The 18,199-nt window shown below is 37.7% G+C and carries 13 protein-coding genes; 3 read left to right on the forward strand and 10 right to left on the reverse strand.

Annotation, left to right across the window (positions count from 1 at the left end):
- Window positions 1–471: 471 nt before the first annotated feature.
- Window positions 472–1,170: a ComF family protein gene (locus IM793_RS22545; RefSeq protein ID WP_193425378.1), complete on the forward strand. Its 699-nt coding sequence runs from the start codon at window positions 472–474 to the stop codon at window positions 1,168–1,170.
- Window positions 1,171–1,230: 60 nt separating this feature from the next.
- Window positions 1,231–2,604: a hypothetical protein gene (locus tag IM793_RS22550; protein WP_193425381.1), complete on the forward strand. Its 1,374-nt coding sequence runs from the start codon at window positions 1,231–1,233 to the stop codon at window positions 2,602–2,604.
- A 407-nt stretch (window positions 2,605–3,011) separates the two neighbouring features.
- On the opposite strand, the gene glmS is transcribed toward IM793_RS22550, so the two are convergent.
- The 3 genes from glmS to IM793_RS22565 all read right to left on the reverse strand — a co-directional run bounded on the left by glmS (window position 3,012) and on the right by IM793_RS22565 (window position 7,077).
- Entirely contained in the window at window positions 3,012–4,850 is a 1,839-nt protein-coding gene (gene glmS / locus IM793_RS22555; protein ID WP_121286146.1) for a glutamine--fructose-6-phosphate transaminase (isomerizing), read from the reverse strand.
- 149 nt (window positions 4,851–4,999) lie between these two features.
- On the reverse strand, window positions 5,000–6,271 hold the full coding sequence (glyA, locus tag IM793_RS22560; RefSeq protein WP_193425383.1) for a serine hydroxymethyltransferase: 1,272 nt from the start codon (window positions 6,269–6,271) through the stop codon (window positions 5,000–5,002).
- A 62-nt stretch (window positions 6,272–6,333) separates the two neighbouring features.
- Window positions 6,334–7,077, reverse strand: coding sequence for a ScpA family protein (locus tag IM793_RS22565; RefSeq protein WP_193425386.1), 744 nt, complete (start codon window positions 7,075–7,077; stop codon window positions 6,334–6,336).
- Window positions 7,078–7,314: 237 nt separating this feature from the next.
- Between IM793_RS22565 and dxs the strand changes: the two genes are divergently transcribed.
- Window positions 7,315–9,240: a 1-deoxy-D-xylulose-5-phosphate synthase gene (dxs, locus tag IM793_RS22570; protein WP_193425389.1), complete on the forward strand. Its 1,926-nt coding sequence runs from the start codon at window positions 7,315–7,317 to the stop codon at window positions 9,238–9,240.
- A gap of 226 nt (window positions 9,241–9,466) precedes the next feature.
- Here dxs and IM793_RS22575 read toward each other — a convergent pair whose 3' ends face one another.
- The 7 genes from IM793_RS22575 to IM793_RS22605 all read right to left on the reverse strand — a co-directional run bounded on the left by IM793_RS22575 (window position 9,467) and on the right by IM793_RS22605 (window position 18,153).
- Entirely contained in the window at window positions 9,467–11,062 is a 1,596-nt protein-coding gene (locus IM793_RS22575) for a gliding motility protein RemB (RefSeq protein ID WP_193425392.1), read from the reverse strand.
- A 390-nt stretch (window positions 11,063–11,452) separates the two neighbouring features.
- On the reverse strand, window positions 11,453–12,844 hold the full coding sequence (locus IM793_RS22580; protein ID WP_193425395.1) for an undecaprenyl-phosphate glucose phosphotransferase: 1,392 nt from the start codon (window positions 12,842–12,844) through the stop codon (window positions 11,453–11,455).
- Window positions 12,845–13,176: 332 nt separating this feature from the next.
- Window positions 13,177–14,160 (reverse strand): UDP-glucuronic acid decarboxylase family protein, encoded by a 984-nt coding sequence (locus IM793_RS22585; RefSeq protein WP_193425398.1) that lies wholly within the window; start codon window positions 14,158–14,160, stop codon window positions 13,177–13,179.
- Window positions 14,161–14,164: 4 nt separating this feature from the next.
- A complete protein-coding gene (locus tag IM793_RS22590) occupies window positions 14,165–15,478 on the reverse strand; it encodes a UDP-glucose/GDP-mannose dehydrogenase family protein (protein ID WP_193425401.1) in 1,314 nt (437 codons plus the stop codon).
- Window positions 15,479–15,519: 41 nt separating this feature from the next.
- Window positions 15,520–16,731 (reverse strand): WcaI family glycosyltransferase, encoded by a 1,212-nt coding sequence (locus IM793_RS22595; RefSeq protein ID WP_193425404.1) that lies wholly within the window; start codon window positions 16,729–16,731, stop codon window positions 15,520–15,522.
- Between the two features lie 17 nt (window positions 16,732–16,748).
- Complete coding sequence (locus IM793_RS22600) at window positions 16,749–17,594, reverse strand: glycosyltransferase family 2 protein (protein WP_193425406.1); 846 nt, start codon at window positions 17,592–17,594, stop codon at window positions 16,749–16,751.
- A gap of 1 nt (window position 17,595) precedes the next feature.
- A complete protein-coding gene (locus IM793_RS22605; RefSeq protein WP_193425409.1) occupies window positions 17,596–18,153 on the reverse strand; it encodes a WcaF family extracellular polysaccharide biosynthesis acetyltransferase in 558 nt (185 codons plus the stop codon).
- Between the last annotated feature and the right edge of the window lie 46 nt (window positions 18,154–18,199).

An 18,199-nucleotide genomic window follows, 5' to 3' on the forward strand; every position in this document is an offset into this window, starting at 1 on the left:
ATATCCCTGTGCCATCCTTTAATCAAAACCCCTTCCTCCGAAGCGGGATGCAAAAGTAGGAAAATTATGTACAACGCCAAAGGTTTTTTATGGAATAACGCAGGCTTTAATATAAGTCGATGGTTTACAGCAAGAAAAAGTTTTGCCCTCAGCAAAACTTTTTGACAAATCAGGTGTTTGCACCTCTTATAAACCTCGCAGGTTTTTAAAACCTGCGAGGTTTGACCTAAAGACTTACGAAGTTCCCTGCACCCTGCCATTAGAAACTTCGTAAGTTACCCCTGCCCTCCACCACCTAAACCCGATTGCAGTGGTAGCTGTCGGCTTCACGCCGGCACTACAAACGGAAAGCGGGACATATCTATATAGTAGCACAACAACTGCTTTGCTGAAAAAAAACGAGTGTATACTATATTTCACCCTAGCCTTAAAAACATAGTATTCTTCGTAAATATTTTATAAATTAGTTAGATGCTTCTGGTTAAACAATGGACTTCTGATTTATTTGGCCTGCTATTTCCAAATTTATGCAATGCATGCGGCACTGCTTTGTTTCGCCATGAAAAGTTGATTTGTTTAAAATGCTTATACGATCTCCCTTTTACCGACTATCATCAATATGCAGATAATAGGGTTGCCAAGCAGCTATGGGGCCGTTTACCACTTAACGCTGCAATGGCCATGTTATATTTTAGAAAAGGAGCGAAGGTTCAAAACCTAATACACAACTTAAAATATAACGGCAGAACAGATGTTGGCGTATTATTAGGCAATATGCTGGGAGAAAGGCTGAAAACCGCAATGCTTTACCAGGATATTGATCTGGTTATTCCGGTTCCCTTACATCGCAAAAAATATAGGAGCAGGGGATATAACCAAAGTACCTTTATTGCCGAAGGAATTGCAGCCCAGATGGGAATTGATGTCAGTGAAGACCACCTCATCCGGAATAAGGTTACCGAGAGCCAAACTAAAAAAAGCAGGTATAACCGTTACGAAAACATGACAGATGTGTTTAAGGTAAATTCTCCTGAAGACATCATCGGCAAACATGTTTTACTGGTTGACGATGTAATTACCACCGGGGCAACGCTTGAGGCCTGTGCCAATGCACTCTTAGCTATAGGAGCAATAAAAGTGAGCATAGCAGCACTTGCATTCGCAGAATAATTACCACGATACAATTTAAGTGCTATTGTAAGTAGCCAAACATTTTTCTAAGTTTGATTTATGCGTTTAAATATTGGTTTAGTGCTTTTAATTTCATTCTTTGGTTTAGCTTGCCGGAAAGGAGAGCGTATCACCACAGATCCAAATGCTAAACTCAATATCTCTGATAAAGAAGTATTATTTGATACCATTTTTACTTCGGTGGGCTCAACAACCAGAAGAATAAAAATTGTAAATAAAAATAACGATGCGGTTAAAGTATCCGAAATCAGATTATCAGGCGGGAATACTTCGGCTTTCAGTATCAATATTAATGGAGAGCAAACCCAGCGTAAAAACGATCTCATCATAAACGGTCAGGATTCTATAAATCTTTTTGTCAAGGTTTCGATCAATCCAAATTCAACTAATCTACCCTTTCTGGTTCAAGATTCTATTCTATTAAATACAAATGGGAATAAACAGGTGATTCAGCTTATAGCTTATGGACAAAATGCTGTATTTATTAACGAATCTACAGTTAATGCGAATACCATCTGGACAAAAGCCTTACCCTATATTATTAATGGATCATTAACCGTTAAGAGTGGTACTTCATTAACAATCCAGACTGGAACTAAAATTTTTTTCCATAAAGATGCTAGTTTAAACATAGAAGGAAATCTGATCGTTAATGGCGGCCTTACTGAGCCGGTACTATTTTGTAGCGACAGGCTTGAACGAATTTATAGCGATGAGCCCGGGCAATGGAAAGGAATTTTCTTAAAACGCACGGGATATGGGCTAATTAAAAATGCGATCATTAAAAATGCATCTGTTGGCATTACCTCCGATTCTTTATCTGTTAACAACAACCCCAAATTAATTTTAAGCAATAGTATTATCAAAAACATGCAGGTGGCAGCTTATATTGGCTACCACTCAGAACTGCTCGCGTTTAATAATGTGATGTATAACTGCGGTAATTATTTGATATATGGAGTTGGGGGAGGAAATTATAATTTGAAACAGAATACCTTTGTTGGCTACAACTTAAATTTTCCGCGTAAAACTGCCTCATTGAGCTTTTCAGATTATTTATCAGCAAATGCTTACAATAAACTTCAAATCGATTTGACCAATAACATCATTTGGGGAAGTTTAACTAATGAACTCGATATCCAAAAGAAAAGTTCTGCAATGGTGCAACTCAATTTTTGGAGTAATTTAATCCGATGTACCAACAGCACTTATAACAGTAATGGCAATATTTTGAATATTGACCCCTTATTCATCAAACAGGAAATGGAAAATTTTGAGCTCTTGGCGAATAGTGTAGCCAGAAAGAAAGGTACTGATTTGAATACCGATCCTTATTTTACCGGTTATCTTAATAAAGATATCAAAGGCACTACAAGAATTTCTCCCTCAACCTTAGGTAGTTACGAAAAATAACGGCTTTTTTTTATTTTTCAAAAACAAATCGTCTGGAAATCTCGTTTATATATACGAGAGCGTTAATTTAGATGGTAAGGGTCGATATTTCTTCTAAAGAATATCGGCCCTTTACTTTTTTAATAAGATTTTAAGATTGCCACTCCATTCTTTCAGGTCATTTTTGCCTGTTGCCTCTATCCCTAACAATTATTTATTTTTTTTGAAAGTTAGCGTTGTTGCAAAATGGCAGCCTGCGGTCCCGCTTTTCCTCCTGCCGTTTTAATTTATCAATATAAAAAAATATACGGTTCAAAACGGCATCCGTTCAATCGGGCTTAGTTAACAATGTCAATATTAAATACCTCTACAATCAAAAAAGCAGCTACAAATAATGCAGCTGCTTTATCTGTTTGTTGTGTTGTAAATTATTCTACAGTTACTGATTTGGCCAGATTTCTTGGCTGGTCTACATTACAACCACGCATTACCGCAATATGATACGACAACAACTGAAGCGGAATGGTTGCTATTAGCGGTAAAAAGGCTTCATTGGCATCAGGAATTTCAATACAATAATCGGCCATTTTTTTCACCTCGGTATCGCCCTGGGTTACAATCGCAATTACTTTCCCTTTTCTGGCTTTTACTTCCTGTATATTGCTGATCACTTTTTCGTATGATGAGTTCTGCGTAGCGATAAAAACCACCGGCATTTCTTCATCAATTAAAGCGATAGGACCATGTTTCATCTCTGCTGCAGGATATCCTTCTGCATGGATATAGGAAATTTCCTTAAGTTTTAAGGCTCCTTCCAACGCTACAGGGAAACCACTTCCTCTACCTAAAAATAAACAGTTGGTAGAATCTTTAATCTTTTCTGCTACTTCTTTAATCAGGTCGTTCGATTCTAAAGCAATCTGGATCTTATCAGGAATATTATCAAGCTCGGTTAAAAGTTCGATGAGTTTTGAAGTAGTAATGGTTCCTTTTTGTTGTGCCATATAAAAGGCCATCAACGTTAAAACCGTTACCTGTGCAGTAAATGCCTTTGTAGAAGCTACGCCGATTTCTGGTCCGGCGTGGGTGTAAACACCCGCATGCGTTAAACGTGGGATGGAAGCACCCGCAACGTTACAGATCCCGAAAATAGTTGCCCCACGTTCTTTAGCCATCTCTATAGCCGCCATGGTATCGGCCGTTTCTCCAGACTGCGAAATGGCAATTACCACATCTTTTTCTGTGATGATCGGATTTCTGTACCTGAACTCGGAGGCATATTCAACTTCAACAGGAATACGGGCATATTCTTCAATCAGGTATTCGCCAACCAAACCTGCATGCCACGATGTTCCACAGGCCACAATGATGATGCGATCTATATTTTTTAATTTCTCTGCAAATTCTTTGATTCCACCAAGCTGAACTTTCCCTTCTTCAGGATAAATACGGCCACGCATACAATCTTTAATCGAACGCGGTTGCTCATAAATTTCCTTGAGCATAAAGTGATCGAAGCCACCTTTCTCCAGCATTTCTAACTTTAACTGCAACTCCTGGATTAATGGCGTTTGTACCACATTATCCAATCTTTTAACTAAAAGATCATCTTTGGTGATCAGCGCAATTTCATTATCATTCAGATAGATTACGTTTTTGGTGTATTCAATAATCGGTGTTGCATCAGAAGCGATAAAGTATTCTCCCTGGCCCACACCAATTACCATCGGACTGCCTTTTCTGGCCGCAATTAAACGATCAGGATGATCCTGATCCATAATTACGATGGCGTAGGCGCCAATCACTTCCTTCAAAGCCAAACGAACGGCTTCTAAAAGATCTATATTTTCAATTTCCTGGATTTCTTCTACCAGATGAATTAACACCTCCGTATCGGTATCGCTTTTAAATTCGTGCCCGCGGTTAATCAGCTCTTCTTTTAAAGTAGCATAGTTTTCTATAATGCCATTGTGTATAATTGACAGTTTACCATTGTTTGAAGTATGTGGATGGGAGTTACGGTCAGAAGGAACACCATGGGTTGCCCAACGGGTATGGCCCATACCAATAGTACCAGACTTATCCTGATCTTGAGCAAATTCTTCTAAAACTGCTACTTTACCTGCTTTTTTATATATATGCTCACCACTTTCATTCATTAATGCGATCCCCGCACTATCATAACCACGGTATTCTAATCTTTTTAGGCCTTTAAGTACAATTGGCCAGGCTTCTCTATAGCCAATATAGCCCACTATTCCACACATATTTATATCTATTAATTTGGGATAAATATATAAAACAAACGTTTGTTTTAAAGCATTAAGCGCTAAAGATCTTTTTATTTAATCAAAAAAGCAGCTACAAATTAATGTAACTGCTTTTTATATATTATCACTAAATCGAATTACCTGTCCTATTTATAAAGTGGAAATGCACTCACCAATTTAATCACTTCAGCTTTCACTGTATTTAGGTTAGCTTCATCTTCCGGATTAGTTAAAACCCTGTCGATTAATTCAACAATCTGTTCCATTTCGGATTCTTTTAAACCGCGGGTAGTAATGGCGGCAGTACCCACACGGATACCAGAAGTTACAAACGGTGATTTATCATCAAAAGGTACCATGTTTTTATTCACGGTAATTTCTGCTTTCTCTAAAGCATTTTCAGCTACTTTACCCGTAATGTTTTTATTGCGCAAATCAATTAACATCAAATGGTTATCCGTACCGCCAGAAATAATGCCATATCCTTTTGCTACAAATGCTTTAGCCATTGCCTGTGCATTAGCCGCTACCTGTTTAATGTATGTTCCATACTCCTCGCTTAAAGCTTCGCCAAAAGCAATTGCTTTAGCTGCAATAATATGCTCTAACGGACCGCCTTGTGTACCAGGGAAAACCGCCATATCGAGCAGGTTGCTCATTAAACGGATTTCGCCTTTAGGCGTTTTCAATCCCCATGGGTTTTCAAAATCCTGTCCCATCATAATCATACCGCCACGTGGTCCACGTAAAGTTTTGTGGGTAGTAGTGGTTACAATATGGCAATGTGGAAGTGGGTTGGCTAACAATCCTTTTGCGATTAAACCTGCAGGGTGAGAAATATCAGCTAAAACCAAAGCACCAATTTTATCAGCTACTGCACGGATAAAAGCATAATCCCACTCACGTGAATAGGCAGAGGCACCGCAGATAATCAGTTTTGGTTTTTCAGCTAAAGCAACCTCTTCTAATTTTTTATAATCAATTAATCCGGTTTCTTTTTCTACCCCATAAAAGAAAGGTTGATATAATTTACCCGAAAAGTTAACAGGCGAACCATGTGTTAAGTGACCGCCGTGAGAAAGATCAAATCCTAATATTTTATCACCCGGTTGCAGAACAGCAAGCATTACCGCTGCATTGGCCTGCGCTCCAGAATGTGGCTGAACATTTACCCAAGCCGCGCCGAACAATTCTTTTGCCCTATCAATAGCAATCTGCTCTACCACATCTACTACCTGGCAACCGCCATAGTAACGTTTTCCTGGTAAGCCTTCGGCATATTTATTGGTCAGTACCGATCCGGCAGCTTCCATTACCTGCTTGCTTACAAAATTTTCTGATGCAATAAGCTCTAAACCATGCTCCTGGCGGTTTAATTCTTTATCGATAAGTTCAAAAATTTGGTTGTCGCGTGTCATTGTATATTTAGGTTTGTATTTTTTCTGCAAAAGTAAGAATTTCAAATTTAATTTTGGCCGTATTAAGATAATGCTTTCACATTAAAGTTGTTAAAGCCGCTCCCAATGGTTATCTCTACCACTTGTTGCTGCAACATCTCTAAAATAGCCAGAAAATTATAAACAAAATGCACTTTATTTTCTGAGTTTTTAAGCACGAGGGCAAAATCGATCTGTTTATTGATATCAAGCAAATTGGCAATAAAGTGTTTTTGCTGTTCGATAGTGTAGGGATATTGGACCACTGTATGTTTAACTTCTTCACTGCGCAGCTCATACTTCTGCATGGTCCGGTGATAAACGGTTAACAGCTTATATAGATCCAGTGATAAAAGCTCATCCTGATTTGTAGACGAAGCGGCAGCCAATGTAAGATCATATGCAATGTTACCCCTGTGGTTTTGCTTTAATCGCTCCTCTTCAAAAACCTTCATTTCTTCTGCTGCAGATTTAAACTGCTTATAGGCAATCAGCCGTGCAATAAGGTCCTGCTCCGAGTTGATTTCGTTCCCAACCTCATCCACTTCAATCCTTGGCAATAACATTTTAGATTTAATCCGCATCAGGGTGGCAGCAACCAGAATAAATTCGCTGGCTACTTCTACATTTAAGGCAAGGAGTTGGTGAATATAGGCCAAAAAGTCGTTTGTAATCTTCGCAATCTCCACATCCTGTATATTAAGTTCATCGCGTTCAATAAAGAACAGCAACAAATCGAAGGGACCTTCAAATACCGGAAGCCTTATTTCAAAATTTTCTGCCTGCATGTGGAGTAACAAACATAATGAAAATTTTTAGGCCTTTAAAGGATAAACCTAATTCAAAAATGCTCCATACCCATCACTAGCTGCTCTATGCCAAACCCTTACCGCTCAACACTAATCGCCATACCTATATAACTAAACCCCAGCCGCTTAACCCGCTATAACAAACTGCTATTTTTCTCTTCTATATTAAAACAAATTTACCTTACTTTGTATCTTGTTTTTTACCCTAAATTTCGAATGCAAGTAAAAGCTGGCCCCTTATTATCTAAAATTAACTATCCTGCTGATTTAAAGCAATATAGTGAAGCTGACTTAGTACAAATAAGCCAGGAATTACGACAATATATTATTGATGTAGTTAGTGTTAATGGTGGCCATTTTGGCGCCAGCTTAGGTGTGGTAGAATTAACCGTAGCCTTACACTATGCCTTAAATACCCCTTACGATAAGTTAGTTTGGGATGTGGGCCATCAGGCATATGGGCATAAGATTTTAACTGGCCGCCGGGATTTATTCCATACCAACCGTGTATATGGTGGCATTAGCGGTTTTCCAAAAATTTCCGAAAGTGAGTACGATACCTTTGGTGTTGGCCACTCTTCTACTTCCATTTCCGCAGCTTTAGGGATGGCGGTGGCTTCACAATTAAAAGGCGAAACCAACAGGCAGCACGTGGCCGTTATTGGTGATGGCGCCATGACAGCTGGTTTAGCTTTTGAAGGATTAAACCATGCAGGGATCGAAAACAGTAATGTACTGGTGATCCTGAATGACAACTGTATGTCTATCGATCCGAATGTTGGCGCGCTTAAAGAATATTTAACCAGCATCACCATTTCAAAATCTTATAATCGTTTTCGTGATGACATTTCTCATGTACTAACAGGACTTTCTAAGCTTGGCCCCAATGCACATAAGTATGTAAAAAAGATTGAAAAAAGCATCAAAGGAACCTTACTTAAACAAAGTAATTTATTTGAGGCTTTGAACTTCAGGTATTTTGGTCCTGTTGACGGGCACGATGTGACACGTTTGGCGCAAACCATAAAAGATTTGTCTGCTATTCCGGGTCCTAAACTTTTGCATTGTATTACAGTAAAAGGAAAAGGCTTTGCTTTGGCAGAAAAAGATCAAACCAAATGGCATGCCCCGGGTTTGTTTGATAAAATTACAGGCGAAATCAAAAAAAGCACTCCAGATAAGCCACAACCACCAAAATATCAGGATGTTTTCGGACATACCATGGTAGAACTGGCTGAGGCTAACGATAAAATTGTAGGCATTACACCAGCAATGCCATCGGGCTCGTCATTAAACATTATGATGAAAGCCATGCCTAAACGCGCGTTCGATGTAGGTATTGCGGAACAACATGCGGTAACTTTCTCCGCTGGCCTGGCCACGCAGGGATTGGTTCCTTTCTGTAATATCTATTCAAGTTTCATGCAAAGGGCATACGATCAGGTAATCCACGATGTAGCCATCCAGAAACTGAACGTAGTTTTCTGTCTGGACAGGGCTGGCCTGGCTGGTGCCGATGGCGCAACACACCATGGCGCTTACGATATCGCCTATATGCGCTGTATCCCAAATCTAATCATTTCTTCCCCTATGAATGAGGAAGAGCTTCGTAACCTGATGTTTACGGCTCAACAAGAAAATGGGCCTTTTGTAATCCGTTACCCACGCGGAAATGGGGTAATGCCCGATTGGAAGAGACCTTTTAAAGCGTTAAAAATTGGGGAAGGGCGTAAAATTTGCGATGGTGAAGATGTAGCCATATTAACGATTGGCCACGTAGGTAATTTTGCTGTTGAAGCATGTACAGAATTAAATAGCGAGGGTTTTCATCCGGCACATTATGATTTACGTTTTGTAAAACCATTAGATGAAGCTTTATTAAATGAGGTGTTTTCCAAATACAAAAATGTGATCACTGTTGAAGATGGTTCATTACCAGGAGGGGCAGGTGCTGCAGTATTGGAATTTATGGCCGACAATAACTATAATGCCCAGGTAGTAAGACTTGGAATCCCTGATAAGTTTATCGACCACGGAGAGCAACCGGAGCTTTGGGCAGAATGTGGCTACGATAAAAATGCAATTATTGAAGCGGTAAGAAAAGTTGGTATAAAAAGAACAACAGATAGTATGGCAGGGTAGGAGTTCCCCATTATATTTTTATCATTCTGAGGATTAATTTATTGTATAAAAACCGGTATAAATTATAGAAGAATTTAAAGGAAATGAATCTCTTCAGCTAATTGCCATTGCGAAGAATCTCAATGATACAAATAAAGATTCCTTCCTATCATCAGCATGAAATGTAAATTAACATGATAGCCCCGGTTAGTGAGATAACTGAAGCTTTAAATTTTATAAGGCTTTGCTAAAAATCGGTATATAAATTCCGGAATGAACTGCGTAAACCGAAAGTAATTAAACCTGTATTATTTTTACCCAAGCTATTACTCTCACGCCTTAGTATACCTCCCAATTCTAAACGTAAATTATATTTCGGATTTACAACGTAAGCTACTCTTCCCTCTGCATAAAAAAGACTCGTATTTATACCCTGCGTGGTGTAATTTCCCTCCTGCTTGATTGATGCAAGATAAGGCTCAAAAATATTTTTACCGTAATTTTGTCCTGCTTCATCTAATCCATACCTGGCATACATCAACTCTCCTGTAAAATCAAAACGCTTATAGGAATAATTTAATAAACCAACAGCTTCTCTAAAGTTAGCACCTAAAGGATGTGCCAATGGCTCATTATAATTGGCATAATTACCAATTCTTGTTCTGGACGAATAAGTATAAGGCTTAGCTGTATTATACTCAAGCAGATAATTTAAGCCGGCAACTTTAAAAATGTCTGCTCCACGAACCCCCAGTTGCCAGCCATACTTATTTCTTACACTGCCTTTTGAAGAGAAAAATTCTTTAGCCTGAAATTCATCAAGAGAGAACTGACCATAAGCCACAACTTCTTTTGCAAATTTATATTTGGAAGTAAACCCTAATAAAGCATTATCTGGCGAACCACTTGAAGCTTCAACTGGCCTTAAGAAAATAATAGGATTAGCATATCCCCAGTCGAAACCTCTTTTATTTCCAGCATCGTCTGTTTGTACCCAAACAATAGAATCAAAAAAACCAATAGATAGCTTATTATTAACATTCCAGTCTAAGTAATGAAAAATTCCGCCTTTTTTTCGGTTACCGGCATCATAAGATAATTTCTGCGCACCAGGATCCTGCATGGCAGCCCACATTACCATATATTGTACATTTCCTAAATTACCCGTTAATTTTAAGAAGGGATACGGAGAAGAAAAATCGGATAATAACATAGAACGATAACCATCACCAATAAATGTTTTATCGTAACCAGCTGTAATATTTAAATATTTTATTGGGGTATAGGATAAAGTAGCCGTTACATACGACCAATCTTTGGTTATTTTTCCGGAACTCCGATCATAAGATTGGCCGGGTACTACATTTGTAGTGTTTACATAGTTATCATAATAAGATGCAAAACGCCCTTGGTTTTCGTAACCACTAGTATAAAAAGAAAATTTCTTGCCTACAGTACCACCAATCTGATAACCGCGCGTGTTTAGAAAAGTATTTTTTTTACCAGAAGCATCCCTTCCTATCTGAAAATCGGGCAGAAAATCGGCATAAACAGTAAAATCTTCCATCTGCATATCAAACAAATGTTCGCTAAACAATTTACGTAATACCCAAGATTTGCGAACTGAATCTACCCCAACATTTAACAATAGTTTACTTTTATACTGCAGTAAACTATCATCTACAAAAAAAGGTTTCATTGAACTGTGTAACCTCGTATCGGGATTATAAATTTCTGAACTTAATTTTTGATAAAACTGAAATGAATATGGCTGGTAAACCGATTGGGCCTTTAATCCAAAAGTGGCAATAGTTAAGCTTAATAGGAGTAGAACTTTCTTCATACAGGGATAATTATATCCACAAAGAAACATAAATTATATCAATTGATGAATATAAGTAACCCAAATCCATTAGGAATGTATTTATGTTAACTCAAAGGAATAGCGTAAATAGCTTAATGTAGTAAAGCATGCTTATACACAAGAGAACAGCCAGCGAAACAACAATTTCCTAAATTAATTTAATAACTTGAGTTCGATTAATAAAGTGGCTTTTAGAGCTATTCTTTAGGTATTTTAGTATTAGTGTCGTCACCCTGATCCGATAACTATCGGATTCATTTCAGGGTCTTAATAGCAGAAAAAGATGCTGAAATAAATTCAGCATGACGATCGCGTGAGGTAAAGCGACTGTAAACACTCACTATGATTCAAATATTAATCGAACTCTGGTTAATAGGCATTTTCTTCGCCCTTAGCCATATTAATTACGGTCATAAAGATGATTTTTACATCCAGCATTGCACTCCAATGTTCCAGGTACCAGATATCGTGTTCTACACGTTTTACCATTTTGTAATCTTCTTTTGTTTCGCCTCTGTAACCGTTTACCTGTGCCCAACCCGTGATGCCTGGTTTTAAAAAATGGCGCACCATAAACTGATCTACAATGCCTTTATATTGTTCGGTATGACTTAGCATGTGTGGCCTGGGGCCAACAACACTCATGTGCCCCATAAAAACATTAAAGAACTGAGGTAACTCATCTAAACTCGATTTGCGTAAAAACTTACCAATAGCGGTAATACGATCATCATTTTTACTCGCCTGCTTTTTATTGCTAAAGTCATTCATCTGCATGCTTCTAAATTTAAAGCACCAAAAAGGTTCATCATCCCGGCCGCTTCTTAACTGTTTAAATAACACAGGGCCTTTACTCTGGATTTTAATGAGGATGGCAATAATGGGATATAACCAGCTCAATACAAAAAGGATAACCAAACCACTAAATATCACATCAATTAAACGTTTTTTAAAACGATTATGGATTTTTTCAAGAGGCTCTGATCTTAATGAAATCACAGGAAATTCATTACCTAAATAACTAACCGTATATGGAGATAATAATGCACCACTTATATCAGGAATAAATTTTAAACGAACACATTGCCTTTCTGCTTCCTCTGTCAGCAAAGCCATATCAGCCATGCGCTCTGGCGCAATGGTTACATAAATATCTTTAATCCCTTTATCTACTGCCATTTTGAACTGTCGGCCTACCATTTCAGAGATTTGCCCATCGCGGGTTAGATAATCTTCAGGCACATCGTTAATAAATCCGTGGAACTCTATATAACGCTGCTTTTCAAAATAAGTAGCCAATTGCAATCCTGTAGCATTATTGCCCATAATTGCAACAGATTTAACGCCACGTAAATGATTAAATAATAAAAATTGAAAAGAAGTACCAATAAAACGATTCACCAAAAACAAAATGGCTAGTATGCCATAAAAAATCACTAAGAACGATCTTGAAAAATCATTTTGCTTCGAAAAGAAAAGGTAAATAGAAAATAATACGGCATGCAACACCACACTTTTCCAGGTTCCGCGGTAAATGCGTTCAACCCGCCTTGACCCATAATCTGAATACAAACTGAAAGCAGTAGTACTCACAATCCAAATCAGGTTACACACAACAACATAATGCCACTGCAATTCAGAACTTACCATTTTACCCATATAAGAAGTAAATTGATAAGCAAAAAAATACACAATGTTGACCATGATCAGGTCTGTTAAAGGCAGGATGTATCTTAAAATGTATAAATAACGTGTTTGCATAGACCCTTGGGATGATTCCTTAACAAATTATTAAACAAAAATAATACATAAAATTGATATTTATTTATATATAAATTAATTCACTTTTATTAAGATTTGCTAATATAAGATCAGCCAATATTATTCCACTAAAAGAGTATTGATAGGAACAATTTTAGTCGATATAAGTATATAAGGAGTAGATTCAATTAATCAACGCTACGCTAAATAAGTATCTTAAATTTTCCAATCGGAAAAGCTGATAATCCCTTGTTACCAATGGGGAGTTAAAAAAATAAAAGCCCTTAAACTATTAAATGATTTAAGGGCTCCAAAAAATTTATGAGATTTTCTTAACGATTATATGTAGTAAAATCTTTATGTTCTATTTTATCCAATGCTGTTTTTGGTAACGATTTAAAGTATTCATAGGTAATTTTTAATCCTTCAGCACGACCAATTTTAGGTGTCCAACCTAAAATTTCAGTTGCTTTGGTGATATCTGGTCTGCGCTGCTTTGGATCATCCTGTGGCAGCTCCCTATACACAATTTTTTGGTTGGTACCAGTAAGTTTAATAATCTCTTCGCAAAACTGTTTGATGGTAATTTCATCAGGATTGCCAATGTTTACCGGCTGGGCATAGTCGCTCATTAATAAACGGTAAATGCCTTCAACAAGATCATCTACATAACAAAAAGAGCGCGTTTGACTACCATCACCAAAAACAGTTAAATCTTCGCCTCTTAAAGCCTGACCAATAAATGCAGGTAAAACACGCCCGTCATTGAGGCGCATTCTAGGTCCATACGTGTTGAAGATTCTGACAATTCTGGTTTCTACCCCATGAAAAGTATGATAAGCCATGGTTATGGCTTCCTGGAAACGTTTGGCTTCGTCGTAAACGCCACGAGGCCCCACAGGATTAACATTCCCCCAGTATTCTTCTGGCTGTGGGTTAACGTTTGGATCGCCATAAACTTCGGAAGTTGATGCGATCAACATCCTTGCATTTTTATTGCGTGCCAATCCTAATAGGTTGTGTGTTCCCAATGAACCAACTTTAAGGGTTTGAATAGGAATTTTAAGATAATCGATTGGACTTGCCGGTGATGCAAAGTGCAGGATATAATCTAGTTTGCCAGGAATATGGACAAACTTGGAAACATCGTGGTTATAGAATTCAAAGTTTTCTAAAGCAAAAAGATGTTCAATATTCGATAAATCTCCAGTAATGAGGTTATCCATGCCGATCACATAATAGCCTTCTTTAACAAATCGGTCGCACAAATGCGAACCTAAAAAACCGGCAGCGCCCGTAATCAAAATTTTCTTCATCCTCTTAATTTTCAACTAATTTACGCCCAATACTGTTATAATAATATCCCATATCGATCATTTTTTCCAAATCATATAAGTTTCTTCCGTCGAAAACAACTTTATTTTTTAATAAAGTATCAATTTTATCAAAATCAGGATTCCGGAAAACAGACCATTCTGTTGCAATTAACAGGGCATCGGCATTGTTTAAAGCGCTATATTGATCAGCTGCAAATTCGACTTTGTCACCGATCATATTTTTCACATTTTCCATTCCTTCCGGGTCAAAAACCGTTACCGTTGCACCTGCTTTTACCAGGGCATCAATAATATACAAAGCAGGAGCCTCACGTACATCGTCTGTTTCAGGTTTAAAAGCCAATCCCCAAAGCGCAAAGTGCTTGCCTTTAATATCGTTTTTATAATATTTTAAAACTTTATCAACCAAAATGGTTTTCTGTTTTTCATTGATTTCCATCACCGATTTTAAGATCTGGAAATCATAATTATTTTCATCTGCAGCTTTAACAAGTGCCTGCACATCTTTAGGAAAACATGAGCCCCCGTATCCAATCCCCGGAAATAAGAAACGTTTACCAATACGGTCGTCTGACCCTACTCCCTTTCTTACCGCATCAACATCTGCGCCTACCAGCTCGCAAAGATTAGCTACCTCATTCATAAAAGTAATTTTGGTTGCCAGAAAAGAGTTTGCAGCATATTTAGTCAGTTCTGATGAACGCTCATCCATAAATAAAATGGGATTCCCCTGCCGAACGTAAGGGCCATACAGATCAGTTAATACTTTTTTTGCTTTTTCACTGCTCGTGCCAATTACTACACGATCAGGCTTCATGAAATCTTCCACAGCAACACCTTCTCTTAAGAATTCAGGATTGGAAACCACATCAACTTCAATATCGGTATTGGCGGTAAAAACAGCTTTCACTTTATCCGCAGTTCCTACCGGAACAGTTGATTTATTGATAATAATTTTATACTCGGTAACAAGTTTAGAGATATCTTTTGCTGCTCCTAAAATATAAGAAAGGTCTGCTGCACCATCGCCTCCCGGAGGCGTAGGTAAAGCCATAAAAATCACTTTCGCCTCTTTAATTGCCATAGCCAGATCCGTAGTAAAAATCAATCTGCCCTGGGCAATGTTGCGGTGAAACAATAGATCCAAGCCTGGTTCATAAATTGGAACCTCGCCATCCTGCATTTTTTTAACCTTGGCTTCATTAATGTCTACACATATAACATCATTACCTGTTTCTGCCAAACATGTTCCGGTTACTAAACCAACATACCCTGTACCTATTACAGCTATTTTCATTATTTATAATATTTAAATTGATTAACTTCTACAATACGCTTTTAAGAAAGATTATTGATGAGATCTTTTAATATGGCATCAATGGAAAGATTTTCCAACGCATAAATATGCGATTTTTTGCGCATTTCTGAATCATCCATCATCAAGCCCTCTTCTATTTTTTGATATAATTCATCTGCATTTTCGGGAGCAGCAATTAAGCCCATTTCATTTTCGGCAATAACCTTGTATAAGGAAGTGTCCTTATTTGCAGTTACCAGTGCCAAACCACCCACAGCTAAAATAGTAGTGAGCTTAGATGGCATAACTAAATCACTTGCATCTTTCTTCTGAAGAATTAAATGAATATCTGCCATATTTAAAAAATCATTAAATACATTATTTTCCTGAAGCGGCAAAAAATCTACATGATGGAGATTCATTTGCCTTGCCAAATCCACCAGTTTAGGTTTATAGGCGCCTGTACCACAGATCAGGAATTTAACATTTGGCCTGTCAATAAACTTTTTAGCAACAGCTAAAATCCCATCCAATCCTTGTTTTTCGCCAATGTTGCCCGAATATAGAATAATTTTATCAGCTGCTTCATAACCCCATCGTAATTTTAGCGCTGCCTTATTGGCAACCGGATAGTAATTTTTAAGGTCGACCCAGTTTGGAAATTCTATTATATGCCTTTCTGCTTTTTGCCTGATTTTCAATATCATTCCTTCAGAAATACTGCTTACATGATCCACTTTTTTAATAATAAATCTTTCGATTTTGATTAGTACAGAAAGCAAGATTTTTGATTTAATCAGGCCTAATTCTTTAGCCGCATCCACTTGCAGGTCCTGTATGTGGTATAATATTTTTGAGCCTTTAAAAAAACGGTAAAATAAACTCACTAAACCTAAATGAAATGGTGGTGCAACCGTAATTACCACATCGAATTTTGGAAGGAATAAAAGTTTAATAAAAACAAAAAAGGATGAGATCAAAAAACTTGCATCGTGCAGCATTCTTTTTAAACCTGTTGGCTTTGCTGGCACATATAAAGGGCACCGGTAAACTTTAACACCATCAATTATTTCACTATGCCATAATTTGCCTTTATATTTTGCATTAATCTGCCATTGTGGATAATAGGGCACTGCAGTAACTACTGAAACATGGTGGCCCTGCCCCGCTAACCATTTCCCCATCTCACCGCTATACTTCCCTATACCGGTTAAATCAGGGCTGTAGTTAATGCCGTATATTAATATCCTCATTTAAAAATCTATTAGACCTAATTTTTGGCCTCTTGTGCTTCTCTGATTTTACAATAAATTTCATTGAAATAGGCCATTTTTAGCATCGCAAATGATAACCCTCTTTTTCCATCTAAAAAGCCTCCCATCAGGATAAAGCTACCTAAAAAATAAACCGGGCCAATAAATACACTACGCATAAGCCTGTATTTCAGTTTTTGTTTAAATGTCCAGCTCTTTCTTAAATCCTGCTGATCTGCAGATTTTAGATATCGCGAAGCCTCCCAATTTGCATATTCGTTATGCTTTTTTAAATAATGACTTATGCCTCTAAAATCCTGATGATCAATTTTAGCCTTAATCTCACCAACTCGCCCGGATAATATTGGATGCTCATGAATTTCCATATCCAGTTGGCTCCAGCGCTCTTCATCAATTCTTTCATATAAGCCTGCACCAACTTTAAATAAGGCGAGCTTTTTTAGTGGATATCCTCCCTTTAGGTTTTTACCCATAAAAAAAACGGTATAATTTAACCAATAGCCAGCCATATTACTTTGCGAAGTTAAAACCCGGCTCAATTCCTCTTTAAATGATGGAGTGATATATTCATCTGCATCTAAAAAGAGAACCCATTTTGTTGCCGGGGTATAATTCATCAAATACCAGTTGCGTTTTTTAGGATATTTCCCATCCCATTTGAAGTCGATTACTTCTATATTGTTGGCTTTAGCTATAGATAACGTTTCATCAGTACTGCCCGAATCAATAATTACGATTTTTTGCACCAGCTCTTTACCAATTGCCTGTAAGCATCCAGATAAATTCCTTTCTTCGTTTTTAACCGGAATAACAATAGTAAGATCTAGCTTAGGTGACAACATTTTAAGATTTAATTGAGGACTGAAATACTCTTTCTTTAATTGGTTTACAAGGATGACCGGAACAAACAGTCCAGGCAGGCATATTTTTAGTTACCACCGATCTGGCACCAATTACTGCTCCTTCTGATATAGTGATGCCGGGATGTACAAAAGCTTCCGCAGCCACCCATACCTGATCGCCAATCACAATGGGCATGGTAATAAGTGGAAATCCTGGTAAGGTATAGTCGTGTGTGCCTGCACAAAGATGTGCACCTTGAGAAATAACCGCTCTTTTACCAATCGTAATTTTACCCTGACTATACAAATTTACACCACTGGCAATGCCACATTCATCACCTAATTCAATATTCCAGGGCGCCCAAATGATTACTCCAGGATATACGTGTACACCCTTTCCTATTTTGGCACCAAAACATTTCAACAGAAAAACACGCCATTGGTGAAATGGCTTTGGACTTAATTTAAACAAAAATAAAGCTACAATTCCCCATACCAACCTCGCTAACCTGTTTTTCATGGAAAAAGATGGGCCAGTTACTGTATCCGTATTATGCATAATTTAAATTTAGCGCTTTCTCCAGGTTTATTGTGGCAATAAAGCA

This window comes from Pedobacter sp. MR2016-19 (assembly GCF_014947265.1).
Lineage (GTDB): Bacteria > Bacteroidota > Bacteroidia > Sphingobacteriales > Sphingobacteriaceae > Pedobacter.